This is a genomic window from Enterobacter cloacae complex sp. HYC003_NIDB (genome assembly GCF_056673375.1).
On the sequence record NZ_CP114220.1, the window covers coordinates 3,441,249 to 3,466,502 of the forward strand.

A 25,254-nucleotide genomic window follows, 5' to 3' on the forward strand; every position below is an offset into this window, starting at 1 on the left:
CTCCATGCAGGCGGGATTTCGCCCGCCTGCGTGTTCATCAGAAGATTGTGAATGGCGCAATGACCATGAATTTCACGTCACGTTCATCCTGGAAGATGTTGCCGTAACCGCCCGCGTAGCTCGGGATATCGGAGTGGTTGTCATACTGGGTGAAGTGCAGTTTGAACATCGTGCCTTTCGCACGGCCCTCCTGAAGGGTGTAAATCGCATCCAGACTGTATGAAGACTCTTTCAGACGGTAATTCGGATCGTAGTAGGCGTCTGGCGTAGCCATATCTGCTGGCTTTGCGTCCCAGGCGTACGCGTAGGACGCACCCACCGCCCAGCCAGGCAGATTCCAGTTCTTCAGGTCATACATTGCGCCGAAGAAGACCGCCTTTTCGCCGTCGGCGTTAAAGTCAGAGCGGTTATCCCACCAGATATCCAGACGACCATTGGAAGAGGCGTAGGTTGGCGTCATACGTTGCAGGAAGTAGCCCTGCTGCCCTTCTGCCTTGACCCATGTTCCCTCCAGACGTAAATCAACCTGACCTACCTTGTAACCGAAGGTCAGCGCCTGTAACCACGCGGTGCCGTCATAGATATCATTTACGCTGCCATCACTGACTTTGTCGCGCGTACCGTAGAACTGATAGCTGGTGCTCAGCGGGCTACCCGCGATATCAAATTTGTAGCTGGCTTTAGCAAAGTACTGATCGATATAGCCTTCAGCCTGACCAAAAGCAGCTTCCAGCACCAGATCGTTTTTGAAGTCGTACTTCGCCCCCAGCGAGTGGAGATAATCAACTTTGGTTTTTTTATCGTTCTGATAGAACTTGTCCATCTCAATGTGCCACGGCGCTTTGTACTCGTTGGTCCACATATAGGAGAAGCTCAACGCCCCCGCATCGCCGTAGTCAAAATTAGCACCGGCTTCCGCACCCTGATAGGTACCTGGCATAAAGCTCCAGTGCGGTGCTAACAGCGTCTGGCCGGTTGGCTGGATATAACCTCCACGCGCCCAGACCGGACCATATTTGAATTTTGCAGCCGCTTTATACAGGCTGATTCCGCTTTTATCGCCGGACCAGTCTTCGTCGTAGGCTTTATTGCTGGAGGAGAACGCAATTTCGTTCGGATGGCCGCTGTCGCCATTTTCGGCCATTTCAATTGCGGTGAACGCTGCAATATCGATCCCGAACATATCGGCGGCATATCCCGACTGGAAATCAAGGTTGGCGTTCCAGGTCGAGTGAGAAAGGTTGGTTTTGTATTTATCTTCAGTGACGTCTTTACGGTCACGCTCACGCTGCCAGTAATAAATACCGCCCGTGAGGGTGGAATCTTCGATGAAACCTGCTGCTTTTGCCTCTGGCGCAACCACCAGGCCCGACATTGCTGTCACACCGGCGATAGCCAGCGCCAGCGCACTACGTTTGCCACTGAACGTACGCATAGATTATTCCTCTTTGACGAATTAAAACGCCTTAAACGGCGAAAAACAGAAAAGACCAAGTGGTCAGGGGTAGTCAGAAATACCCTCGAATTAACTACCGTCTTTAGGTTATTTTTCGCGACGCGAATTATCAATGCTTTTAATCAGGCAAAAGTCAGGATTATGACGAAGAGCACATATTTCGTAGTGCTTTGTAACATTTACCGGGAAGCAAGTACTGGCGGGGGAATGCGCTAATTTTCAGTAAGTAACATTGATATTGTGAATATATTTTTCAGCGTTTCTGTTTTTGGAAAACAACAAACTTTTTTAAATAAAATAAGTAGCACCACATTGACCTGGAATGTTGGCTTTAATTCATCATCCCGATGCTTAACGACATGATCGTTAAATAAAAAAACGCCGCATTACGCGGCGTTTGTTTCTCATTGACCATGCCAGCGTGATTATTCGCCGATCTTAGTCCAGGTATCACGCAGACCGACGGTACGGTTAAATACCGGTTTTTCCGCCGTGCTGTAACGGCTGTCCAGGCAGAAGTAACCCTCACGTTCAAACTGGAACGCTTTACCGGCTTCAGCGGCTTTCAGAGACGGCTCGGCATACCCCTGCTTGATAATCAGCGACTCAGGGTTGATAACCGCCAGGAAGTCCTCCGCAGCGCCTGGGTTAGGTACGCTGAACAGACGATCGTAGAGACGGATCTCAACCGGCAGCGCATGCTGCGCACTCACCCAGTGGATTACACCTTTTACTTTACGGCCATCCGCCGGATCTTTACTCAGCGTCTCTGCGTCGTACGTACAGAAGATGGTCGTGATGTTACCTTCCGCATCTTTCTCTACGCGCTCGGCTTTGATCACATAGGCGTTACGCAGACGCACTTCTTTGCCCAGCACCAGACGCTTGTACTGCTTGTTCGCTTCTTCACGGAAGTCGGCGCGATCGATCCAGATTTCACCGCTGAACGGCACGTCGCGGGTGCCCATTTCCGGTTTGTTAGGATGGTTAGGCATCGAGACCAGTTCGCTTCCACCCTGCGGATAGTTTTCGATGACCAGTTTCACTGGATCGATCACTGCCATCGCGCGCGGCGCGTTTTCGTTCAGGTCTTCGCGAATGCAGGATTCCAGAGACGCCATTTCGATGGTGTTGTCCTGCTTGGTAACGCCAATACGTTTGCAGAACTCACGAATAGACGCCGAGGTATAGCCACGACGACGCAGGCCAGAGATGGTGGGCATACGCGGGTCGTCCCAGCCTTCAACGTGCTTGTCGGTGACCAGCAGGTTCAGCTTACGCTTGGACATCACGGTGTATTCCAGGTTCAGACGAGAGAACTCGTACTGACGCGGATGCACAGGAATGGTGATGTTATCCAGCACCCAGTCGTACAGACGACGGTTGTCCTGGAATTCCAGCGTGCACAGAGAGTGCGTAATGCCTTCCAGCGCATCGCTGATGCAGTGGGTGAAGTCGTACATCGGGTAGATGCACCACTTGTTACCGGTCTGGTGGTGTTCAGCGAACTTAATGCGGTACAGCACCGGATCGCGCATCACGATGAACGGAGACGCCATATCGATTTTGGCACGCAGACACGCTTTACCTTCTTCGAAGCCACCGGCACGCATTTTTTCAAACAGCGCCAGGTTCTCTTCCACGCTACGATCGCGGAACGGGCTGTTTTTACCAGGCTGAGTCAGCGTACCGCGGTATTCACGGATTTCGTCAGCAGACAATTCGTCGACGTATGCCAGACCTTTGTTAATCAGTTCAACCGCATAGGCATACAGCTGATCGAAATAGTCTGAGGAGTAGCAGATATCGCCAGACCAGTTGAAGCCCAGCCATTGCACGTCGTTTTTAATCGACTCAACGTATTCGATGTCTTCTTTTACTGGGTTGGTGTCATCGAAACGCAGGTTGCACTGCCCCTGGTAATCTTGCGCAATACCAAAGTTCAGGCAGATCGATTTGGCGTGACCAATGTGCAGGTAGCCATTTGGCTCCGGCGGGAAACGCGTGTGGACTGTGGTGTGCTTACCACTGGCCAGATCTTCATCGATGATCTGACGAATAAAGTTACTCGGGCGGGCTTCTGCCTCACTCATCGTGGATTCCTCAAAGCGTAAACAACGTATAACGGCATATGATCTTATAAGCCGGACGTAGTGACAACCCTTAAAACGTCCCGGAAGAAAATAATGGGGGCAATTGCTGCAAAAAAAAGCGGCGGAGGATATCCCCCGCCGCTAAAGGCATAACTCTACTCAGGAGCGATTACTTGCCTTTAATCTCATACAGTGGCGTCTGGCCTGCAACCACCTGACCCTGCGCCTGGATCACCAGACCGCTGAAGTCGTCGATGTTGCTGCACACGACCGGGCTTATCATGGAGCGCGCGTTGGCATTCAGGAAGTCCAGATCCATTTCCAGAATCGGCTGACCTGCCGCCACTTCAGCACCCTCTTCCACCAGACGAGTAAAGCCCTGACCGTTCAGCGCAACGGTATCGATACCCATATGGACAACGATCTCCGCGCCTTTTTCCGTTTCCAGGCAGAACGCGTGGTTGGTGTTGAAGATTTTCACGATAGTACCGGCAGCCGGAGAGACCACGGTTTTGTCCGTTGGTTTCACCGCCACGCCGTCACCGACCGCTTTGCTGGCGAACGCTTCGTCAGGCACCTGCTCAAGCGCAACAACGTCACCTGTCACCGGAGAAACCAGCGCAGCGATGGTCACCGCGTTTGGCACAGCCTGCGGTTTTGCAACCGGCGCGTCAGCCACTGCCGCGTTATCCGTTGAGGCGGCAGCGACCGGCCCACGGGCAACCACTTTTTTCATTTCATCGCCGATAGATTCGGCTTTCGCACCCACGATTACCTGGATGGTTTGTTTGTTCAGTTTCACCACACCAGACGCACCCAGGCGTTTGCACATTGCATCGCTCACGCGCGCGGAGTCACCTACGGTCAGACGCAGACGGGTAATACAGGCATCGATCGCTTTCAGGTTGTCGGTGCCACCCACAGCGGCAATGTAGTTGGTTGCCAGCTGGGTTAAACCCTCTTCGGTATTGCTGTTGGCTTCACTGGTCACAACATCATCTTTCGTATCTTCGCGGCCCGGCGTCTTCAGGTTAAACATACGAATAACCGCGCTGAACAGAACGAAGTAGATAACGAAGAAGATCAGGCCCATCACCATCAGGATCCAGACGTTGCTGCTTGCCGCCGGCAGGTTGTACATCAACACATAGTCGATGGCGCCTGCGGAGAAGGAGAAGCCAGCATGGATACCCAGAAGGGTGGCGACGAACAGGCTGATACCGGTCAGGATCGCGTGCATCAGATACAGCAGCGGAGCCAGGAACATGAACAGGAATTCCAGTGGCTCGGTCACGCCGGTCAGGAAGGCGGTGATCGCAACGGACAGCAGCATCCCGCCAACCATTGGGCGACGCGCTTTCGGCGCAGCCAGGTACATTGCCAGCGCCGCGCCAGGCAGACCAAACATCATGATTGGGAAGAAGCCAGACATGAACATGCCCGCGGTGCCGTCGCCTGCGTAGAAGCGGTTGATATCACCGTGGAATACCGCGCCGGCCGCGTTGGTGAACTCACCAATCTGGAACCAGGCGATGGTGTTCAGTACCTGATGCAGACCGGTTGGGATCAGCAGACGGTTAATGAAACCGAAGATGCCCGCGCCCATTGCGCCCGCAGACACGATCCACTCGCCACCCGCATGGATAGCATGCTGCACCGGTGGCCAAACGTAGCCAAAGATGGCGGCGAGGATCAGACAGAAAAAGCCCGTCGCAATCGGCACAAAACGTTTACCGCCGAAGAAGCTCAGGAAGTCAGGAAGTTTGATACCTGCCCAACGGTTGTACACGGCGCCACCCACCAGGCCGGTAATGATACCTGCCAGCACACCCATATTGATTTCAGGGTTGATGGTTACCATCGCTTTCGTGAGGATGAAGTAACCGACAGCCCCTGCCAGTGCCGCGGCACCAGCGCTGTCTTTTGACCAGCTTGACGCCACACCGATGGCGAAAATCAGCGCCAGGTTGTCAAAAATTGCGCCGCCTGCCTGGGCAATAAACGGCACGTTAAGAAGATCGGGTTGCCCGAATCGCAGCAGCAACGCTGCAACCGGTAGCACGGCGATAGGGAGCTGCAAAGCCCTACCGAGGCGCTGGAAAAAACCTAAAATATTCATCCTATTCCCCCTACGAGACCCTTTGTTAAGACTCGCGCATAAACTATGTTTTTATTGTGTTACGAACGATAGATACAGTTGATGATTCACTGGCAGTGTGAGTGTGTGAAAAATTAATTCGTATCGCAAATTAAACACCTATTTTTTGTGATTATTGTCACCAAATATCGTATTAAACCCTCCCTTTCACTGGCTAACGACGAAAACTTATTTTATCATTCAAAAAATCAAGACGGATTGATCCGGCCTGAAAGGTTCCAGGTTACGCTTAGTTCAGGTTGCACTAATCATCCGCCCACTTTTACTTAAACTTTAGAGGTGAATAATGAGACTGATTCCCCTGGCAACAGCTGAACAAGTCGGAAAATGGGCTGCTCGTCATATCGTTAATCGCATCAACGCGTTCAAACCAACAGCCGATCGTCCTTTCGTTCTCGGTCTTCCAACCGGTGGCACGCCCCTGACCGCGTATAAAGCTCTGGTTGAAATGCACAAAGCGGGCCAGGTTAGCTTTAAACACGTTGTGACCTTCAACATGGACGAATATGTCGGCCTGCCGAAGGAACATCCGGAAAGTTACCACAGCTTTATGCACCGTAATTTCTTCGATCACGTTGATATTCCGGCTGAAAACATTAACCTGCTGAATGGAAACGCGCCTGATATTGACGCAGAATGCCGTCAGTATGAAGAAAAAATCCGTTCCTACGGTAAAATCCACCTGTTTATGGGCGGCGTAGGCAACGATGGTCATATCGCGTTCAACGAACCGGCATCTTCACTGGCTTCCCGTACCCGTATTAAAACGCTGACCCATGATACGCGCGTGGCTAACTCCCGCTTCTTTGACGGCGACGTCAATCAGGTGCCTAAATACGCGCTGACCGTGGGCGTGGGCACGCTGCTGGATGCCGAAGAAGTGATGATTCTGGTGCTGGGCGCGGTGAAAGCGCAAGCGCTTCAGGCTGCCGTTGAAGGTAACGTGAACCATATGTGGACGATCAGCTGCTTACAGCTGCATCCAAAAGCGGTTGTTGTGTGTGACGAACCGTCCACCATGGAGCTGAAAGTGAAAACGCTGAAATACTTCAACGAGCTGGAAGCTGAGAACATCAAAGGTCTGTAATTGAATAACCGCCTCTTTATATCCGGGGCGGTCGCTTTTTTAACCGGGGGTCGATATGTACGCTTTAACCCACGGTCGGATTTATACCGGCCATGAAATTCTGGATGACCATGCGATTGTAATCGCCAATGGCCTGATTGAACGTGTTTGCCCGCTGGCGGAACTGCCGCCGGAGATCGAACAGCGTTCCCTCAATGGAGCAGTAATCTCCCCCGGTTTCATCGACGTACAGCTCAACGGCTGCGGCGGTGTCCAGTTTAACGATACCGCAGAGGCGGTATCGGTTGAAACGCTGGAAATCATGCAAAAAGCCAACGAGAAATCGGGCTGCACCAGCTATCTGCCAACGCTGATCACCAGCAGCGATGACCTGATGAAACAGGGTATCCGCGTCATGCGCGAATACCTGACAAAACATCCGAATCAGGCGCTGGGCCTGCACCTGGAAGGACCATGGCTGAATATGGTCAAGAAAGGCACCCATAACCCAAACTACGTGCGCAAACCGGATGCCGAGCTGGTGGATTACATGTGCGCCAATGCCGATGTGATCACCAAAGTAACGCTGGCCCCGGAAATGACCGGCACGGACGTTATCAGCAAACTGGCCGCCGCCGGGATTGTGGTGTCTGCGGGCCATTCGAACGCGACGCTGAAAGAGGCGAAGGCCGGTTTCCGCGCAGGCATTACGTTTGCCACACACCTTTATAACGCGATGCCCTATATTACTGGCCGCGAACCGGGACTGGTTGGCGCCATTCTGGATGAACCAGACGTCTACTGCGGCATTATCGCCGACGGCTTGCATGTCGATTACACCAACATCCGCAACGCCAAGCGTCTGAAAGGCGACAAGCTCTGCCTGGTGACGGATGCTACCGCTCCGGCAGGAGCGAATATTGAGCAGTTCATTTTTGCTGGTAAAACAATATACTACCGGAATGGACTGTGTGTGGATGAGAACGGCACGCTGAGCGGTTCTTCTCTGACGATGATCGAAGGGGTACGTAACCTCGTTGAACATTGCGGCATCGCGCTTGAGGAAGTGCTGCGCATGGCCACGCTTTATCCGGCGCGCGCCATTGGCGTCGATAAACAGCTCGGCGGTATTGCGCCAGGTATGGTTGCAAACCTGACGGCGTTCACACACGATTATAAAATTATTAAGACCATCGTTAATGGTAACGAGGTCGTCACTGAGTAAGTAAAAGTATGACACCAGGCGGACAAGCTCAAATCGGTAATGTCGATCTCGTTAAACAACTTAACAGCGCGGCGGTTTATCGCCTGATTGACCAGCACGGGCCAATCTCACGCATTCAGATAGCCGAACAAAGCCAGCTTGCTCCCGCCAGCGTGACAAAAATTACACGTCAGCTCATTGAGCGCGGCCTGATCAAAGAAGTCGATCAGCAGGCCTCCACCGGGGGCCGCCGCGCGATTTCCATCGTCACGGAAACCCGCAATTTTCAGGCCATTGGCGTTCGCTTAGGACGTCATGACACCACGCTTACGCTCTACGATCTGAGCAGCAAGGCCATTGCCGAAGAACACTACCCCCTTCCTGAGCGCACGCAGGAGACGCTTGAACACGCGTTGCTGAATACCATTGCGCATTTCATCGAAAGCTGTCAGCGCAAGATCCGTGAACTCATCGCCATCTCGGTGATTTTGCCCGGCCTGGTTGACCCGGAAAGCGGCGTTATTCGCTACATGCCGCATATTAAGGTAGAGAACTGGGGGCTGGTTGAGGCGCTGGAAAAGCGCTTCAAGCTGACCTGCTTTGTTGGTCACGATATTCGCTCGCTGGCGCTGGCGGAGCACTACTTTGGTGCGAGCCAGGACTGCGAAGACTCTATTCTGGTGCGCGTTCACCGTGGTACAGGTGCGGGCATCATCTCGAATGGCCGCATTTTTATTGGCCGTAACGGTAACGTAGGCGAGATTGGTCATATCCAGGTGGAACCGCTTGGCGAGCGCTGCCACTGCGGTAACTTTGGCTGTCTTGAAACCGTTGCCGCCAATGCCGCCATTGAACATCGCGTTCGCCATCTGCTGGAGCAGGGTTACCAGAGCCGCGTCACGCTGGACGATTGTAAGATCGGCGCCATCTGTAAAGCGGCAAACAAAGGCGATGCGCTGGCCTGCGAAGTGATCGAACAGGTAGGACGCCACCTGGGTAAGACCATCGCCATTGCTATCAACCTGTTTAATCCGCAGAAAGTGGTGATTGCCGGCGAGATCGTTGAAGCCGAAAAAGTGTTACTGCCCGCCATTGAAGGCTGCATCAATACCCAGGCGCTGAAGGCATTTCGCCAGAATTTGCCGGTGGTGCGATCTACGCTCGATCACCGCTCGGCAATTGGCGCATTCGCCCTGGTAAAACGTGCCATGCTCAACGGGATCCTGCTGCAACATTTGCTGGAATCCTGATCGGACCTTATAGTAACGCCTTCTTTTTTTGATGTCGGATTGTCCATGACCATTAAGAATGTAATTTGTGATATCGACGGCGTGCTGATGCACGACAACGTTGCCGTGCCGGGTGCTGCGGAGTTTCTTCACCGCATCATCGACAAAGGAATGCCACTGGTTCTTCTCACGAACTACCCTTCACAGACTGGTCAGGATCTGGCAAACCGCTTTGCTACCGCAGGCGTCAACGTCCCGGACAGCGTGTTCTATACCTCTGCGATGGCGACCGCGGATTTCCTGAAGCGTCAGGAAGGCAAAAAAGCCTATGTGGTTGGTGAAGGTGCGCTGATCCACGAGCTGTATAAAGCGGGCTTCACCATCACCGACGTGAACCCGGACTTTGTCATCGTGGGCGAAACGCGCTCCTTTAACTGGGAGATGATGCATAAGGCAGCCTACTTTGTCGCCAACGGTGCGCGTTTTATCGCCACCAACCCGGACACGCACGGTCGTGGTTTTTATCCCGCCTGCGGTGCGCTGTGCGCCGGTATCGAAAAAATCTCGGGTCGTAAGCCGTTTGTTGTCGGTAAACCGAGCCCGTGGATCATCCGCGCCGCACTGAATACGATGCAGGCACACTCAGAAGAAACCGTCATTGTGGGCGACAACCTGCGTACCGATATTCTGGCTGGCTTCCAGGCGGGGCTTGAAACCATCCTGGTGCTTTCTGGCGTTTCACAGCTTGATGACATTGATACGATGCCGTTCCGGCCAAGCTGGATTTACCCCTCTGTCGACGAAATCGACGTTATTTGATTCAGAACCACGCCTCAGGGCGTGGTTTTTCATTTCTGCCGTCTGAAAACATCACTTCATCTAACGAAACCAGCCCTTCATTGAGAAATCATCAATAATATCGCTTAACACATACTCTTTTTTTAAGATTCGGCAATTGCCATTGCACTTTTTACGTTTTCATCGGTAAAACGCTTGCGCCCCCTCCCCCTTTTGCGGCATTTTCATAAGCAAGCAACATCACAACGCAACAGGGTTAACGGAGAAGGTTATGTGTTCTATTTTTGGCGTACTGGATATTAAAACTGACGCGGGCGAACTGCGTAAAAAAGCACTCGAATTGTCCCGCCTGATGCGCCATCGCGGTCCGGACTGGTCAGGCGTATACGCCAGCGATAAAGCGATTCTGGCTCACGAACGTCTCTCCATTGTTGATGTCAACGCTGGCGCACAGCCGCTGTATAACGAGAAAAAAACGCACGCGCTGGCTGTTAACGGTGAAATTTACAACCATCAGGCGCTGCGCGCCGAGTACGGCGATCGCTACGCGTTTCAGACCGGCTCAGACTGCGAAGTGATCCTGGCGCTGTATCAGGAGAAAGGCCCGGAGTTCCTCGACGATCTGCAAGGTATGTTCGCCTTCGCGCTGTACGACAGCGAAAAAGACGCTTACCTGATTGGCCGCGACCATATCGGTATTATCCCGCTGTACATGGGACACGATGAGCACGGCAACTTCTACGTTGCCTCAGAGATGAAAGCCCTGGTACCGGTGTGCCGCACCATCAAAGAGTTCCCGGCAGGTAGCTACCTGTGGAGTAAAGACGGCGAGATCCGCCCGTACTACCAGCGCGACTGGTTTGATTATGAGGCGGTGAAAGACAACGTGACGGACAAAGCCGAACTGCGTCAGGCCCTGGAAGAGTCAGTGAAAAGCCACCTGATGTCAGACGTACCTTACGGCGTACTGCTCTCCGGCGGTCTGGACTCCTCCATGATCTCCGCGATCACCAAGAAATTCGCCGCACGTCGCGTGGAAGATCAGGAGCGCTCTGAAGCCTGGTGGCCGCAGCTGCACTCCTTTGCCGTGGGTCTGGAAGGGGCACCTGACCTGAAAGCCGCCCAGGAAGTGGCAAATCATCTCGGCACGGTGCACCATGAAATTCACTTCACCGTACAGGAAGGTCTGGATGCGATCCGCGATGTGATCTATCACATTGAAACCTATGATGTGACCACCATTCGCGCCTCCACACCGATGTATTTGATGTCGCGGAAGATCAAAGCGATGGGCATCAAGATGGTGCTCTCCGGCGAGGGTTCTGACGAAGTGTTTGGCGGTTACCTCTATTTCCACAAAGCGCCAAACGCCAAAGAGCTGCATGAAGAAACGGTGCGTAAGCTACAGGCGCTGCACATGTTTGACTGCGCGCGCGCCAACAAAGCGATGTCCGCCTGGGGTGTGGAAGCCCGCGTGCCGTTCCTCGATAAGAAATTCCTTGATGTGGCGATGCGCATCAACCCGCAGGACAAAATGTGCGGCAACGGCAAAATGGAGAAACATATCCTGCGTGAATGTTTTGAATCCTACCTGCCGGCGAGCGTGGCGTGGCGTCAGAAAGAGCAGTTCTCGGATGGCGTGGGTTACAGCTGGATCGACACCCTGAAAGAGGTGGCGGCGAAACAGGTTTCTGATCAACAACTGGAAACTGCGAGCTTCCGTTTCCCGTACAACACGCCAGCCTCGAAAGAAGCGTATTTGTACCGTGAGATCTTTGAGGAGCTGTTCCCGGTTCCAAGCGCAGCAGAGTGCGTACCGGGTGGCCCATCGGTCGCCTGCTCTTCTGCTAAAGCCATTGAATGGGATGAATCATTCAAAGCGATGAACGATCCGTCAGGACGCGCGGTGGGCGTTCACCAGTCTGCCTATAAATAATGTTCAGAGTATCATCAGGCCCTCCGGGGCCTGATTTTTTTGCCTCTCTTTTCTCCGCATAAAATCGATTAATAACCAATAATTGTCGAATATTCGGCCTCGCTGTTCGCAACCTAACCAAACAGTCACATTCCGGCTATTTTCATTGAAAAAGGTGTTGACGCTGCAAGGGTCTATACGCATAATGCGCCCCGCAACGCCGATAAGGTAACGCGAAAAAAAGATGGCTACGTAGCTCAGTTGGTTAGAGCACATCACTCATAATGATGGGGTCACAGGTTCGAATCCCGTCGTAGCCACCATCTTTTTTGCGGGAGTGGCGAAATTGGTAGACGCACCAGATTTAGGTTCTGGCGCCGCAAGGTGTGCGAGTTCAAGTCTCGCCTCCCGCACCATTCCCAGGTAAGCGTTGCACGGATGGGGTATCGCCAAGCGGTAAGGCACCGGTTTTTGATACCGGCATTCCCTGGTTCGAATCCAGGTACCCCAGCCATATTTCTTCGATTATGCGGTTCTCCGCGGTATTGGGGTATCGCCAAGCGGTAAGGCACCGGTTTTTGATACCGGCATTCCCTGGTTCGAATCCAGGTACCCCAGCCATCGAAGATTGCAGTACTGGCTACGTAGCTCAGTTGGTTAGAGCACATCACTCATAATGATGGGGTCACAGGTTCGAATCCCGTCGTAGCCACCATATTTATGTTATCGAATACGATTCGGTAAACTGAACATTGTTGGGGTATCGCCAAGCGGTAAGGCACCGGATTCTGATTCCGGCATTCCGAGGTTCGAATCCTCGTACCCCAGCCACTTTAAAGTCGTTAAGCAGTTTGTTTAACGCAATTGGGGTGTCGCCAAGCGGTAAGGCTCTGGTTTCTGATACCAGCATTCCGGGGTTCGAATCCCTGCACCCCAGCCACTTAAAACAAACAAGCCCGCTCTGCGGGCTTTTTTGTTTTTGTTGCTCAGAATAGTGCGGCCTGATGCCCTCACCCTAACCCTCTCCCACGGGGAGAGGGAATAAAGATCAGAGTCCGAGGGCATATTTCAGGGCCTGACGCTTCAGACCACCGGCACGCTCCGCCGCCATCAATCCAATATTGCGCACTATACGCACCGGACCAACATCATTGCTGAACCCGGCATAGAACAGATCCATCCCCGACTGCATAATGAAGTTATCCGCCATACGGCGCGTCTGGTAGCGCTTCAGTACCTGATGGCTGGCCCAGGCTTCCGCGTGGGCGCGAGCGTTACCCAGCACATCCAGTAACGCATCGACGTCACGGTATCCCAGATTCACCCCCTGCCCCGCCAGCGGATGAATGGTGTGCGCCGCGTCCCCCACCAGCACCAGTCCTTCACGGGCATACTGCAACGCATGGCGTCGCATCAGCGGGAATGCGCCGGCGGCAACCGGGGTCACGTTGCCAAGACGGCTCGGGAAGTGCTGGCGGATTTCGCGCTGCAACTGATCCATGGACAGCCCCTGCAACTGTCGAATGCGCGCCGGTTTGTCGTACCACACCAGCGAAGCCCAGTTATCAAACAGCGGTAAGAATGCATGCGGGCCGTTCGGCGTAAAATGCTGCCAGGTGCTTTCGCCCGGCGCGTTTTCTGACTGCACGGTGATCAGCATGCAGGACTGCTGGTACTGCCAGGCATGGATCCCAATGCCTGCCATCTGCCTGACCTGCGAGTTCGCGCCATCCGCCCCCACCACCAGCTTCACGGCCAGCTCATCGTCGTTGTCCAGCATCAGGAGATACCCGCCCTCATGACGATGCAGGCCTTTCAGCGAGTCCGGAACGCGCAGCGTCACCTTCGGGTGCGCCTCCAGCGCCTGCCAGAGTGCCTGCTGGAGCACGTTGTTTTCCACCATATAGCCCAGGCGCGGCAGTTTCAGCTCGGCGGCATCAAACGACACGTGAGCATTTTCCCACTCCCAAGTTTCAAGACGGCTGTATGGGTGCGCGCGCATCGCCAGCACCGCCTCCCAGACGCCCAGCCCGCGAAGCAGATCAACAGAGGCCGCGCTGATGGCGGAAATACGCACGTCCGGTTGGCTGGCAGGATCGAATGCCGGCGGAGCCGCCTGTTCAATAACGGTTACGTCAAATCCCTGCTGCGCCAGCCCCAGCGCCAGTGCGCCGCCGACCATACCGCCGCCAACAACGGCAACTTCGGTGTTCAGGAGTGTCATGGTCACTATTCCTTATTGGAGAATACCTTAAGTTTACCGGATTTTTGCGGCCCTGAGGTTGACAACCTTCATACTGGTCACAACCGCACCAAAGCATTACAATACGCGGCTTGCAATCCTGAGCTGAGCAAGTCGATGACTAAAAAACTCCATATAAAAACCTGGGGCTGTCAGATGAACGAATACGATTCATCGAAGATGGCCGATCTGCTGGATACCACCCACGGATACCAGCTGACTGAAAATGCGAAAGAAGCCGATGTGCTGCTGCTGAACACCTGTTCAATTCGTGAAAAAGCACAGGAAAAAGTCTTTCATGTGTTAGGCCGCTGGAAGCTTCTCAAACGGAAAAATCCGGACCTGATTATTGGCGTGGGTGGCTGCGTCGCATCGCAGGAAGGTAAGCTGATCCGCCAGAGAGCCCCCTATGTGGATATCGTTTTTGGCCCTCAGACCCTGCACCGCCTGCCAGAGATGATTAATCAGGTTCGCGGCAGCCGTAGCCCGGTGGTTGACGTGAGCTTCCCGGAGATCGAGAAATTTGACCGTCTGCCTGAGCCGCGCGCTGATGGCCCGACCGCCTTCGTCTCCATCATGGAAGGCTGCAACAAATACTGTACTTACTGCGTGGTGCCTTACACCCGCGGTGAAGAAGTGAGCCGCCCGGCAGACGATATTCTGTTTGAAATCGCGCAGCTTGCCGCGCAGGGCGTTCGTGAAGTGAACCTGCTGGGTCAGAACGTAAACGCCTGGCGCGGGGAAAACTACGACGGCACCACCGGCAGCTTTGCTGAACTGCTGCGTCTGGTGGCGGCGATTGACGGCATCGACCGCATTCGCTTTACCACCAGCCATCCGATGGAATTTACCGACGACATTATTGACGTCTATCGCGATACGCCAGAGCTGGTGAGCTTCCTGCACCTGCCGATCCAGTGCGGTTCTGACCGCGTGCTGAACCTGATGGGTCGTCCACATACGGTGCTCGAGTATAAGTCCACCATCCGCAAGCTGCGTGAAGCGCGCCCGGATATCCAGATTAGCTCCGACTTTATCGTCGGCTTCCCTGGCGAAACCGCTGATGACTTCGAGCGCACCATGAAGCTTATCGGCGAGGTGAATTTCGACGTCAGCTACAGCTTTATCTTCTCTGCGCGCCCGGGCACCCCTGCGGCCGATATGGTTGACGATGTGCCGGAAGAAGAGAAAAAGCAGCGTCTGTATATTCTACAGGAGCGTATCAACCAGCAGGCCAACGCCTGGAGTCGTCGTATGCTCGGCACTGTCCAGCGTATTCTGGTGGAAGGCACCTCCCGTAAGAGCGTCATGGAACTGTCTGGTCGAACCGAAAATAACCGCGTGGTGAATTTTGAAGGCACCCCGGACATGATCGGTAAGTTTGTGGACGTCGAGATTGTCGAAGTACTCACGAACTCGCTGCGCGGGAAGGTGGTACGCACTGAGGACGAAATGGGTCTGCGAATTGCACAGACTCCGGAATCCGTTATCTCTCGCACCCGCAAAGTCAACGATTCTGGCGTGGGTATTTACCAGCCTTGATCCTTCTGGCCTGCCTGTCCGGCAGGCCTTGTATTTCCTCTCATCGCCCCCAATATCTACCGCAACGCTTGCGCCTTTATTCTGTGGCGTGAATAATTTCGGTAATGACCGTTTTATTACGCCGTGTGGCCACAGGTCAGTTAACCAATTAAAGAGGAACAGTTTGAACATAGATACGCGTGAAATTAGCCTTGAGCCCGCAGACAACGCTCGCCTGCTGAGCCTGTGCGGGCCGTTTGATGACAATATCAAACAACTGGAGCGACGTCTGGGTATCGAAATCAATCGTCGCGATAACCATTTCAAACTCACCGGACGCCCAATCTGCGTCAACGCCGCGGCGGATATTCTCCGCAGCCTGTATGTTGATACCGCCCCGATGCGCGGTGAGATCCAGGATATTGAACCTGAACAGATCCACCTGGCCATTAAAGAGGCACGCGTGCTTGAGCAGAGCGCGGAGAGCGTGCCGGACTATGGCAAAGCCATCAACATCAAAACTAAACGCGGCGTGATTAAGCCTCGTACCCCGAACCAGGCGCAGTACATCGCCAACATTCTCGACCACGACATCACCTTCGGCGTGGGTCCGGCGGGTACGGGTAAAACCTATCTGGCGGTTGCCGCTGCGGTCGATGCGCTCGAGCGTCAGGAGATCCGCCGTATCCTGCTGACCCGCCCTGCTGTTGAAGCCGGTGAAAAACTGGGCTTCCTGCCGGGCGATTTGAGTCAGAAAGTAGATCCCTACCTGCGCCCGCTGTATGACGCGCTGTTCGAAATGCTCGGCTTCGAGAAAGTTGAAAAGCTCATCGAGCGTAACGTGATTGAAGTTGCTCCGCTGGCCTACATGCGTGGCCGTACGCTTAACGACGCGTTCATCATTCTGGATGAGAGCCAGAACACCACCATCGAACAGATGAAGATGTTCCTGACGCGTATTGGCTTTAACTCGAAAGCGGTTATCACCGGTGACGTCACCCAGATTGACCTGCCGCGTAACACCAAATCGGGTCTGCGTCACGCCATCGAAGTCCTGGCCGAGGTAGAGGAAATCAGCTTTAACTTCTTCCACAGTGAAGACGTGGTACGCCATCCGGTCGTCGCGCGTATCGTTAACGCTTATGAGGCCTGGGAAGAGGCAGATCAGAAGCGCAGGGCCGAACTGGCCGCAGAACGTAAGCGCGAAGCGCAGGAGCATGAACAGAAATGAGTCAGGTGATCCTCGATTTACAGCTGGCCTGTGATGATAATTCCGGCATGCCAGAAGAGGCACAGTTTCAGAAATGGCTGGATGCCGTTATCCCCCAGTTTCAGGAAGAATCAGAGGTCACGATTCGCCTGGTGGATGAAGCAGAAAGCCATGAGCTCAACCTGACCTACCGCGGGAAAGATAAGCCGACCAACGTGCTCTCTTTCCCGTTCGAAGCCCCTCCGGGCATTGAGATGCCGCTGCTGGGCGATCTGATCATCTGCCGTCAGGTGGTTGAGCAGGAAGCCAAAGAGCAGCAAAAGCCGCTGGAAGCGCACTGGGCACACATGGTGGTGCACGGTAGCCTGCATCTTCTGGGTTACGACCATATTGAAGATGACGAAGCGGAAGAGATGGAATCCCTCGAGACAGAGATAATGCTTGCTCTGGGCTATGAGGATCCGTACATTGCCGAGAAAGAATAGTCAGTCACTGACTACCATGCCGCCGCGCAGGGACATAGCGCGGCGGTTAATATTGAACTAACAAGAGAACCCTTAACAAACGCCATGAGCGACGACAATTCACACAGTAGCGACACGACAACCACTAAAAAGGGATTTTTCTCCCTCATTCTGAACCAGCTTTTCCACGGCGAACCGAAAAACCGTGATGAACTGCTGGAGCTGATTCGTGATTCCGGGCAGAACGACCTTATCGACGAAGATACGCGCGAAATGCTCGAAGGGGTGATGGACATCGCCGACCAGCGCGTCCGCGACATCATGATCCCCCGCTCGCAGATGATTACCCTGAAACGCAACCAGACGCTGGACGAGTGCCTCGATGTGATTATCGAATCGGCTCACTCACGTTTCCCGGTCATCAGCGAAGACAAAGATCACATTGAAGGGATTTTGATGGCGAAAGATCTGCTGCCGTTTATGCGCAGCGATGCCGAAGCCTTCAGTATGGAAAAGGTGTTACGCCCGGCCGTGGTTGTGCCGGAAAGTAAACGTGTGGATCGGATGCTGAAGGAGTTTCGCTCCCAGCGCTATCACATGGCGATTGTTATTGATGAATTTGGTGGCGTTTCCGGTCTGGTCACAATCGAAGACATCCTTGAGCTGATCGTGGGCGAAATCGAAGATGAGTATGACGAAGAAGAGGATATCGACTTCCGTCAGCTGAGCCGCCACACCTGGACCGTGCGCGCGCTGGCCTCCATTGAAGACTTCAACGATACCTTTGGCACCAGCTTCAGCGATGAAGAAGTGGACACCATTGGTGGTCTGGTGATGCAGGCCTTCGGCCATCTTCCGGCCCGCGGTGAAACCGTTGACATCGATGGTTACCAGTTCAAGGTCGCAATGGCTGACAGCCGACGTATTATTCAGGTTCACGTCAGAATGCCGGACGACTCACCGGTGCCAAAACTGGAAGATTAATGTAAATGGCATTTGCCCCACTCTTTGAACGCCAGCGCGTCCGTTTGCTGCTGGCGCTGTTACTCGGAGCCAGCGGTACGCTGGCTTTTTCTCCTTACGATATCTGGCCAGCCGCTATTCTCTCCCTGATGGGGCTACAGGGTCTTACCCTGAACCGCCGTCCGGTACAGGCCGCGGCCATTGGCTACTTCTGGGGGCTGGGGCTGTTTGGCTCTGGTATCAACTGGGTCTACGTCAGTATCGCGCAATTTGGCGGAATGCCGGGGCCGGTTAACGTCTTCCTGGTTGTGCTGCTCGCTGCCTATCTCTCGCTCTACACCGGCCTGTTCGCGGGCATCCTGTCTCGCCTGTGGCCAAAAACGACCTGGCTGCGCGTGGCGATAGCGGCACCCGTTGTCTGGCAAATCACCGAATTTCTGCGCGGCTGGGTACTGACCGGCTTCCCGTGGTTGCAGTTCGGTTATAGCCAGGTAGACGGCCCGCTGAAAGGCCTGGCCCCGGTCATGGGCGTGGAAGCCATCAATTTCCTGTTGATGATCGTCAGCGGCCTGCTGGTGCTGGCACTGGTGACACGTAACTGGAAGCCGCTGGTTGCCGCGTTGATCCTGTTTGCCCTGCCCTTCCCGCTGCGTTATATCCAGTGGTTTACGCTGGAGCCCGCGCGCGCCACGCAGGTTTCACTGGTACAGGGCGATATCCCGCAGTCCCTGAAATGGGATGAGAATCAGCTGCTGAACACGCTGAAAATCTACGCCAACGCCACTGAAAAGGTGATGGGCAAATCGCAGCTCATCATCTGGCCTGAGTCTGCGATCCCGGACCTGGAGATCAATCAGCAGCCCTTCCTGAAGATGATGGATGATCTGCTGCGCGCGCGCGGCAGTACGCTGATCACCGGAATTGTGGATGCGCGTCTCAATCAGCAGAACCGCTATGACACGTACAACACGATCATTACGCTCGGTAAGGACAGCGAATACAGCTATACCTCCACCAATCGCTACAACAAAAACCACCTTGTACCGTTTGGCGAATTTGTTCCGCTGGAGTCTATTCTGCGCCCACTGGCACCGTTCTTTGATTTGCCGATGTCCTCATTCAGCCGGGGCCCTTACGTTCAGCCGCAGCTGCATGCGCACGGTTTTGCCCTGACGGCCGCCATTTGCTACGAGATTATCCTCGGCGAGCAGGTGCGCGATAATTTCCGCCCGGACACCGACTATCTGCTGACCATCTCAAACGATGCGTGGTTCGGTAAATCGATTGGCCCGTGGCAGCACTTCCAGATGGCGCGAATGCGTTCTCTGGAGCTGGCGCGTCCGTTGCTGCGCAGCACCAATAACGGCATTACCGCCGTGATTGGTCCGCAGGGTGAAATCCAGGCCATGATCCCGCAATTTACCCGTGAGGTGCTGACTACTAACGTCACGCCAACTACCGGGCTTACGCCTTACGCGCGCACCGGGAACTGGCCGCTGTGGATTTTGACCTTGCTCTTCGGCTTTGGCGCAGTACTGATGAGCCTGCGTCAGCGTCGTAAATAACCTTACCTTCTGTTGCCGGGTGTCGGCTACGCCTTACCCGGCCTACTCTCCGCGGCCCCCACCCGACAATTTCCTCCCAAACTTCAATTCTGGCACGCCTGTTGCTTTGTTTATTCATATCAACGCTGTCTGGCTTAACGTGCAACTTTGTCGCACCAGCATAGATCATCGGTAGCACCGAAACGGTGCAACGAGGGATTATTGCCTCTGAATGGTGCGGCGCGCTTCGCAAAAATAAACAATAACGCAGCAAAATCTTTACATTAAGCCAGACTAAATGTTAACAAGCTTGCATAACACTGCACTCGCATTGCGCGAGATATAACAACATCACAATGGGTATCTATGCGTCACTGGCGCTGATAAGAAAGGAGTTGGGTATGCAATTACGTAAACTGGCCACAGCAATGCTGGTTATGGGAATGTCTGCGGGGGTTGTCCACGCTGAAGACGCTCCGGCAGCAGGAAGCACTCTCGACAAGATTGCCAAAAACGGCGTGATCGTGGTCGGCCACCGTGAATCTTCTGTCCCGTTCTCTTACTACGACAACACGCAAAAAGTCGTGGGCTATTCACAGGATTACTCCAACGCCATCGTTGAAGCCGTGAAGAAAAAGCTGAACAAACCTGACCTGCAAGTGAAGCTGATCCCCATCACTTCACAGAACCGTATTCCTCTGCTGCAAAACGGCACATTTGATTTTGAATGTGGCTCAACCACCAACAACCTTGAACGTCAGAAACAGGCCGCTTTCTCGGACACCATCTTCGTTGTGGGCACCCGCCTGCTGACGAAGAAAGGCGGCGACATCAAAGATTTTGCTGACCTGAAAGGCAAAGCGGTTGTCGTGACCTCCGGTACCACGTCCGAAGTGCTGCTGCACAAGCTGAACGACGAGAAGAAAATGGACATGCGCATCATCAGCGCGAAAGACCATGGCGACTCCTTCCGTACCCTGGAAAGCGGCCGTGCTGTCGCGTTTATGATGGATGACGCCCTGCTGGCGGGCGAACGCGCGAAAGCGAAGAAACCAGACAACTGGGAAATCGTCGGTACCGCCCAGTCGAAAGAAGCCTACGGCTGTATGCTGCGTAAAGGTGACGAGGACTTCAAGAAACTGATCGATGACACCATCGCTCAGGCGCAAACCTCCGGCGAAGCGGCAAAATGGTTCGACAAATGGTTCAAGAACCCAATTCCACCAAAAAACCTGAACATGAACTTTGAACTGTCTGACGACATGAAAGCGCTGTTCAAATCACCAAACGACAAAGCTCTTAACTAATTAGAACGACAGGGGCGGGATCTCCTGCCCTCTCGATTGTCGGGAAGCATGGACAGACTATACGTTGAGTGGTCGTTCCCCACTCAGCGCAAAAATTGAGCTTCTCACCAATCTTCGAGGGTAGCGCTGCTACCCTTTTTTTTCTGGAGTTTACTATGTCAATTGACTGGAACTGGGGCATCTTTCTGCAACAAGCCCCGTTCGGCAACACCACCTATCTCGGCTGGCTGTGGAGCGGCTTTCAGGTTACCGTTGCGTTATCGATAACGGCGTGGATTATCGCGTTTCTTGTCGGTTCGCTGTTCGGTATTCTGCGTACCGTCCCTAACCGTTTTCTCTCTTCGATTGGCACGCTCTATGTGGAACTGTTCCGTAACGTTCCGCTGATCGTGCAGTTCTTTACCTGGTATCTGGTGATCCCGGAACTGCTGCCGGAAGATCTCGGCATGTGGTTTAAGGCCGAGCTGGATCCTAACGTACAATTTTTTGTCTCCTCTATGCTGTGTCTGGGGCTGTTCACCGCTGCGCGCGTCTGCGAGCAGGTACGTGCCGCCATACAGTCACTGCCGCGCGGGCAAAAGAATGCGGCACTGGCAATGGGCCTGACTCTGCCCCAGGCCTACCGTTACGTACTGCTGCCTAACGCTTACCGCGTCATCGTTCCGCCGATGACGTCCGAGATGATGAACCTGGTAAAAAACTCGGCTATCGCCTCAACCATCGGTCTGGTGGATATGGCGGCACAGGCGGGCAAACTGCTGGATTACTCCGCTCACGCCTGGGAATCCTTCACGGCGATCACGCTCGCCTATGTTCTGATTAACGCTTTCATCATGCTGGTGATGAACCTGGTTGAACGCAAAGTACGCCTGCCGGGCAATCTGGGGGGCAAATAAATGTACGATTTTGACTGGAGTTCCATTGTTCCCTCCATGCCCTATCTGCTGGATGGACTGGCAATCACCTTAAAGATCACCGTTATCGCCATTATCGTCGGTATCGTCTGGGGCACCCTGCTGGCAGTGATGCGCCTGTCGAGCTTTAAGCCGCTCGCCTGGTTTGCCACGGCTTACGTTAACGTATTCCGCTCCATTCCACTGGTCATGGTGCTGCTGTGGTTTTATCTGATTGTTCCCGGCTTTTTACAGAACGTACTGGGACTGTCGCCAAAGACCGATATCCGCCTGATCTCTGCCATGGTGGCGTTTTCCATGTTTGAAGCCGCCTACTACTCAGAGATCATCCGCGCAGGTATTCAGAGTATCTCTCGCGGGCAGTCCAGCGCTGCGCTGGCGCTCGGTATGACGCACTGGCAGTCCATGAAGCTCATTATTTTGCCGCAGGCGTTTCGCGCCATGGTTCCGCTGCTGCTGACGCAGGGCATCGTCCTGTTCCAGGATACCTCCCTGGTCTACGTGCTGAGTCTGGCAGACTTCTTCCGTACCGCCTCCACCATTGGCGAACGTGACGGAACGCAGGTTGAGATGATCCTCTTCGCGGGCGGGGTCTATTTTGTGATTAGTTTAAGCGCATCGCTGTTGGTCAGCTGGCTGAAGAAAAGGACGGTATAATGATTTCCCTGAAAAATGTTTCTAAATGGTATGGGCACTTTCAGGTGCTGACCGACTGCTCAACAGAAGTAAAAAAAGGCGATGTGGTAGTGGTATGCGGCCCGTCCGGTTCCGGTAAGTCCACGCTTATCAAAACCGTTAATGGGCTGGAACCTGTCCAGCAGGGCGAGATTGTCGTTAACGGCACCAAAGTAAATGACCGCAAAACCAACCTTGCCCAGCTTCGCTCCCACGTAGGGATGGTGTTCCAGCATTTTGAGCTGTTCCCTCACCTGTCCATCATTGAGAACCTGACGCTGGCGCAGGTCAAAGTGCTGAAGCGCGACAAAAAAGCGGCGCGCGAAAAGGGGCTGAAGCTGCTGGAACGCGTCGGGCTGTCTGCGCATGCGAATAAGTTCCCGGCCCAGCTTTCGGGCGGCCAACAGCAGCGTGTGGCAATCGCGCGTGCGCTGTGCATGGATCCGGTGGCAATGCTGTTTGATGAGCCGACGTCCGCGCTCGACCCTGAGATGATCAACGAAGTGCTGGACGTCATGGTGGAGCTGGCGCACGAAGGGATGACCATGATGGTGGTGACGCACGAAATGGGCTTCGCCCGTAAAGTGGCCAACCGCGTGATCTTCATGGATGAAGGGAAAATTGTTGAAGACTCACCAAAAGAAGAGTTCTTCGCAAATCCTAAATCTGAACGTGCAAAAGACTTCCTCGCCAAAATCCTGCATTAATCTTTTTAGTGCGCAATCTGCGGATTGCGCACTGCTTCACGCTTTAGATCTCTTTTTCTATTCGGCATCACATCGCAGCGTTAACCTTGTCACAAATAATGCTGAGAATGGAGAACGCTATGGCACAGCCAATTATTCTCGACTGCGATCCGGGTCATGATGACGCGATCGCACTCGTCCTTGCTCTTGCTTCCCCTGAACTGGACGTAAAAGCTGTCACCTCCTCCGCCGGGAACCAGACGCCGGATAAAACCTTGCGAAACGTGTTGCGCATGTTGACGCTGCTGAAACGCACCGATATTCCGGTCGCAGGTGGCGCCGTTAAGCCACTGATGCGCGAGCTGATCATTGCGGATAATGTTCACGGTGAAAGTGGGCTGGATGGCCCGGCGCTACCGGAGCCGAATTTCACACCGCAAAACTGCACTGCCGTCGAGCTCATGGCGAAGGTGCTGCGTGAGAGCGCAGAGCCCGTGACGCTGGTGGCGACCGGCCCGCAGACCAACGTAGCGCTGCTGCTGAACAGCCATCCTGAACTGCACAGCAACATCGCCCGTATCGTCATCATGGGCGGGGCAATGGGGCTGGGGAACTGGACGCCAGCAGCAGAGTTCAACATCTTCGTTGACCCGGAAGCCGCGGAAATCGTCTTCCAGTCGGGCCTGCCGATTGTGATGGCGGGGCTGGACGTGACGCATCGGGCACAGATTATGACAGACGATATTGAACGCTTCCGCGCCGTGGGCAACCCGGTTGCAACGACCGTGGCCGAGCTGCTCGACTTCTTTATGGAGTATCACAAAGCCGAGAAGTGGGGCTTCCACGGCGCCCCGCTGCATGACCCATGCACCATCGCCTGGCTGCTGAAGCCGGAAATGTTTACCACGGTCGAGCGTTGGGTTGGTGTGGAAACACAGGGGAAATATACCCAGGGAATGACGGTGGTGGACTATTACTCATTGACGGGAAACAAGCCGAATACCACGGTAATGGTGGATATCGATCGGGAAGCGTTTGTGGATTTGCTGGCGGAGCGGCTGGCTTATTATTCTGCGGCCTGATGCCCTCACCCCGCCCCTCTCCCACAGGGAGAGGGTGCAAACAATTTTGCTTTTACCTACGGCTCAAATGGTCGACGCTGGAACTGGTCGTGCCCGCACTTCGGACACAGCGACAGCACCTCCGGCGTATAAACGGCGATATGGTGGTGGCACTTCTCACACACCAGGTTCCCCAACCCCACTACTTCGCCGCTGTGATAGACACCGTGGTGGTTTAAATCCTGAAACACCTCACGCCATTCCAGCTGAGTTTTATCGGTAATATCCGCCAGCTCCTGCCACAGGCTCTCTTTGATGACCCGCATAAAAACGCTGTCGGCGATCTCGTCCTGGCTCTCTTCATAGCTTCGCGCGAACTCCTCCAGGTCACGGCGCACGGCGCGCGTCACCTCTTCCACTTCGGTTCGCGTTAACTCACCCGTTTGCGTCACGCGTGCGCGTGCCTGTTCGACCAGCGCGTCGATATCACGCTCGCCGTTACGCAGCCGTTCCGTCAGAGTCGCTACCAGTTCACGGTAAAATTGAGCAACCTTGTTCATCATTTTGCCTCCCGGGTAAGTAACTGTCTCTAATAATAGACCTTATTTCGCCGCCGCTTTGTCAGGTGAAGCACAGACCCGGTAAATTCCTGCAAAGTGCATTTGCGTGAAAGGCTGTTTTGACGCGGGCGTTTGGGCTATGCTATGCGGATCTGAATTACCACATCCATTGGCTACATTTGTAGCTG

General features: G+C 54.1%; 20 protein-coding genes and 7 tRNA genes. 22 read left to right on the top strand and 5 right to left on the bottom strand.

The features are described from left to right. Positions 1-37: 37 nt before the first annotated feature. From chiP to nagE, 3 genes are all read right to left on the bottom strand, one after another. Positions 38-1,435 carry a chitoporin ChiP gene (gene chiP / locus O1722_RS16405; protein ID WP_017694280.1) on the bottom strand — a complete coding sequence of 466 codons (1,398 nt, stop codon included), beginning with the start codon at positions 1,433-1,435 and terminating at the stop codon, positions 38-40. A gap of 446 nt (positions 1,436-1,881) precedes the next feature. Next, complete coding sequence (gene glnS, locus O1722_RS16410; RefSeq protein WP_015571127.1) at positions 1,882-3,549, bottom strand: glutamine--tRNA ligase; 1,668 nt, start codon at positions 3,547-3,549, stop codon at positions 1,882-1,884. Positions 3,550-3,718: 169 nt separating this feature from the next. Then, positions 3,719-5,668: a PTS N-acetyl glucosamine transporter subunit IIABC gene (gene nagE, locus O1722_RS16415; protein ID WP_032652976.1), complete on the bottom strand. Its 1,950-nt coding sequence runs from the start codon at positions 5,666-5,668 to the stop codon at positions 3,719-3,721. A 325-nt stretch (positions 5,669-5,993) separates the two neighbouring features. Here nagE and nagB point away from each other — a divergent pair, with 325 nt between their 5' ends. From nagB to O1722_RS16475, 12 genes are all read left to right on the top strand, one after another. Then, positions 5,994-6,794, top strand: coding sequence for a glucosamine-6-phosphate deaminase (gene nagB / locus O1722_RS16420; protein WP_003858663.1), 801 nt, complete (start codon positions 5,994-5,996; stop codon positions 6,792-6,794). Between the two features lie 55 nt (positions 6,795-6,849). Further along, the gene (gene nagA / locus O1722_RS16425; protein WP_032671309.1) at positions 6,850-7,998 is read left to right on the top strand and encodes an N-acetylglucosamine-6-phosphate deacetylase; all 1,149 of its coding nucleotides are present in this window, start codon (positions 6,850-6,852) and stop codon (positions 7,996-7,998) included. An 8-nt stretch (positions 7,999-8,006) separates the two neighbouring features. Next, a complete protein-coding gene (gene nagC, locus O1722_RS16430; RefSeq protein ID WP_006809613.1) occupies positions 8,007-9,227 on the top strand; it encodes a DNA-binding transcriptional regulator NagC in 1,221 nt (406 codons plus the stop codon). 45 nt (positions 9,228-9,272) lie between these two features. Next, a complete protein-coding gene (gene nagD, locus O1722_RS16435) occupies positions 9,273-10,025 on the top strand; it encodes a ribonucleotide monophosphatase NagD (RefSeq protein WP_003858667.1) in 753 nt (250 codons plus the stop codon). A 250-nt stretch (positions 10,026-10,275) separates the two neighbouring features. After that, complete coding sequence (asnB, locus tag O1722_RS16440) at positions 10,276-11,940, top strand: asparagine synthase B (protein ID WP_100151220.1); 1,665 nt, start codon at positions 10,276-10,278, stop codon at positions 11,938-11,940. A 225-nt stretch (positions 11,941-12,165) separates the two neighbouring features. After that, positions 12,166-12,242 (top strand) — tRNA-Met (locus O1722_RS16445). Positions 12,243-12,250: 8 nt separating this feature from the next. Further along, a tRNA-Leu gene (locus O1722_RS16450) sits at positions 12,251-12,335 on the top strand. Between the two features lie 23 nt (positions 12,336-12,358). Continuing rightward, a tRNA-Gln gene (locus O1722_RS16455) sits at positions 12,359-12,433 on the top strand. 32 nt (positions 12,434-12,465) lie between these two features. Further along, positions 12,466-12,540: transfer RNA gene (locus tag O1722_RS16460), tRNA-Gln, on the top strand. A 17-nt stretch (positions 12,541-12,557) separates the two neighbouring features. Next, positions 12,558-12,634 (top strand) — tRNA-Met (locus tag O1722_RS16465). Positions 12,635-12,675: 41 nt separating this feature from the next. Next, positions 12,676-12,750 (top strand) — tRNA-Gln (locus O1722_RS16470). Between the two features lie 34 nt (positions 12,751-12,784). Further along, positions 12,785-12,859 (top strand) — tRNA-Gln (locus tag O1722_RS16475). 108 nt (positions 12,860-12,967) lie between these two features. On the opposite strand, the gene ubiF is transcribed toward O1722_RS16475, so the two are convergent. After that, on the bottom strand, positions 12,968-14,143 hold the full coding sequence (gene ubiF, locus O1722_RS16480) for a 3-demethoxyubiquinol 3-hydroxylase (RefSeq protein ID WP_033486405.1): 1,176 nt from the start codon (positions 14,141-14,143) through the stop codon (positions 12,968-12,970). Between the two features lie 135 nt (positions 14,144-14,278). Between ubiF and miaB the strand changes: the two genes are divergently transcribed. From miaB to rihA, 10 genes are all read left to right on the top strand, one after another. Continuing rightward, complete coding sequence (gene miaB, locus O1722_RS16485; RefSeq protein WP_015571130.1) at positions 14,279-15,703, top strand: tRNA (N6-isopentenyl adenosine(37)-C2)-methylthiotransferase MiaB; 1,425 nt, start codon at positions 14,279-14,281, stop codon at positions 15,701-15,703. 163 nt (positions 15,704-15,866) lie between these two features. After that, entirely contained in the window at positions 15,867-16,913 is a 1,047-nt protein-coding gene (locus O1722_RS16490) for a PhoH family protein (RefSeq protein WP_003858674.1), read from the top strand. Further along, the gene (ybeY, locus tag O1722_RS16495) at positions 16,910-17,377 is read left to right on the top strand and encodes an rRNA maturation RNase YbeY (RefSeq protein ID WP_017694310.1); all 468 of its coding nucleotides are present in this window, start codon (positions 16,910-16,912) and stop codon (positions 17,375-17,377) included. The genes O1722_RS16490 and ybeY overlap by 4 nt, the downstream gene beginning before the upstream one ends. A gap of 84 nt (positions 17,378-17,461) precedes the next feature. Beyond that, positions 17,462-18,340 carry a CNNM family magnesium/cobalt transport protein CorC gene (gene corC / locus O1722_RS16500; protein WP_003858679.1) on the top strand — a complete coding sequence of 293 codons (879 nt, stop codon included), beginning with the start codon at positions 17,462-17,464 and terminating at the stop codon, positions 18,338-18,340. A 5-nt stretch (positions 18,341-18,345) separates the two neighbouring features. Continuing rightward, complete coding sequence (lnt, locus tag O1722_RS16505; protein ID WP_032670351.1) at positions 18,346-19,884, top strand: apolipoprotein N-acyltransferase; 1,539 nt, start codon at positions 18,346-18,348, stop codon at positions 19,882-19,884. A 380-nt stretch (positions 19,885-20,264) separates the two neighbouring features. After that, positions 20,265-21,170 carry an amino acid ABC transporter substrate-binding protein gene (locus O1722_RS16510; RefSeq protein WP_003858681.1) on the top strand — a complete coding sequence of 302 codons (906 nt, stop codon included), beginning with the start codon at positions 20,265-20,267 and terminating at the stop codon, positions 21,168-21,170. A gap of 155 nt (positions 21,171-21,325) precedes the next feature. Next, positions 21,326-22,066, top strand: coding sequence for a glutamate/aspartate ABC transporter permease GltJ (gene gltJ / locus O1722_RS16515; protein ID WP_015571133.1), 741 nt, complete (start codon positions 21,326-21,328; stop codon positions 22,064-22,066). Continuing rightward, a complete protein-coding gene (gene gltK, locus O1722_RS16520; protein ID WP_003858686.1) occupies positions 22,067-22,741 on the top strand; it encodes a glutamate/aspartate ABC transporter permease GltK in 675 nt (224 codons plus the stop codon). Continuing rightward, the gene (locus O1722_RS16525) at positions 22,741-23,466 is read left to right on the top strand and encodes an amino acid ABC transporter ATP-binding protein (protein WP_017382465.1); all 726 of its coding nucleotides are present in this window, start codon (positions 22,741-22,743) and stop codon (positions 23,464-23,466) included. The genes gltK and O1722_RS16525 overlap by 1 nt, the downstream gene beginning before the upstream one ends. Before the next feature lie 119 nt (positions 23,467-23,585). Next, entirely contained in the window at positions 23,586-24,527 is a 942-nt protein-coding gene (rihA, locus tag O1722_RS16530) for a pyrimidine-specific ribonucleoside hydrolase RihA (RefSeq protein WP_033486406.1), read from the top strand. 56 nt (positions 24,528-24,583) lie between these two features. Here rihA and O1722_RS16535 read toward each other — a convergent pair whose 3' ends face one another. Continuing rightward, positions 24,584-25,066 carry a zinc ribbon-containing protein gene (locus O1722_RS16535; RefSeq protein ID WP_003858689.1) on the bottom strand — a complete coding sequence of 161 codons (483 nt, stop codon included), beginning with the start codon at positions 25,064-25,066 and terminating at the stop codon, positions 24,584-24,586. Positions 25,067-25,254 lie beyond the last annotated feature (188 nt).

Coding starts and splice junctions, on each gene's coding strand:
- chiP (WP_017694280.1), bottom strand. CDS start 1,435: ATGCGTACGTTCAGTGGCAAACGTAGTGCGCTGGCGCTGGCTATCGCC.
- glnS (WP_015571127.1), bottom strand. CDS start 3,549: ATGAGTGAGGCAGAAGCCCGCCCGAGTAACTTTATTCGTCAGATCATC.
- nagE (WP_032652976.1), bottom strand. CDS start 5,668: ATGAATATTTTAGGTTTTTTCCAGCGCCTCGGTAGGGCTTTGCAGCTC.
- nagB (WP_003858663.1), top strand. CDS start 5,994: ATGAGACTGATTCCCCTGGCAACAGCTGAACAAGTCGGAAAATGGGCT.
- nagA (WP_032671309.1), top strand. CDS start 6,850: ATGTACGCTTTAACCCACGGTCGGATTTATACCGGCCATGAAATTCTG.
- nagC (WP_006809613.1), top strand. CDS start 8,007: ATGACACCAGGCGGACAAGCTCAAATCGGTAATGTCGATCTCGTTAAA.
- nagD (WP_003858667.1), top strand. CDS start 9,273: ATGACCATTAAGAATGTAATTTGTGATATCGACGGCGTGCTGATGCAC.
- asnB (WP_100151220.1), top strand. CDS start 10,276: ATGTGTTCTATTTTTGGCGTACTGGATATTAAAACTGACGCGGGCGAA.
- ubiF (WP_033486405.1), bottom strand. CDS start 14,143: ATGACACTCCTGAACACCGAAGTTGCCGTTGTTGGCGGCGGTATGGTC.
- miaB (WP_015571130.1), top strand. CDS start 14,279: ATGACTAAAAAACTCCATATAAAAACCTGGGGCTGTCAGATGAACGAA.
- ybeY (WP_017694310.1), top strand. CDS start 16,910: ATGAGTCAGGTGATCCTCGATTTACAGCTGGCCTGTGATGATAATTCC.
- corC (WP_003858679.1), top strand. CDS start 17,462: ATGAGCGACGACAATTCACACAGTAGCGACACGACAACCACTAAAAAG.
- lnt (WP_032670351.1), top strand. CDS start 18,346: ATGGCATTTGCCCCACTCTTTGAACGCCAGCGCGTCCGTTTGCTGCTG.
- O1722_RS16510 (WP_003858681.1), top strand. CDS start 20,265: ATGCAATTACGTAAACTGGCCACAGCAATGCTGGTTATGGGAATGTCT.
- gltJ (WP_015571133.1), top strand. CDS start 21,326: ATGTCAATTGACTGGAACTGGGGCATCTTTCTGCAACAAGCCCCGTTC.
- gltK (WP_003858686.1), top strand. CDS start 22,067: ATGTACGATTTTGACTGGAGTTCCATTGTTCCCTCCATGCCCTATCTG.
- O1722_RS16525 (WP_017382465.1), top strand. CDS start 22,741: ATGATTTCCCTGAAAAATGTTTCTAAATGGTATGGGCACTTTCAGGTG.
- rihA (WP_033486406.1), top strand. CDS start 23,586: ATGGCACAGCCAATTATTCTCGACTGCGATCCGGGTCATGATGACGCG.
- O1722_RS16535 (WP_003858689.1), bottom strand. CDS start 25,066: ATGAACAAGGTTGCTCAATTTTACCGTGAACTGGTAGCGACTCTGACG.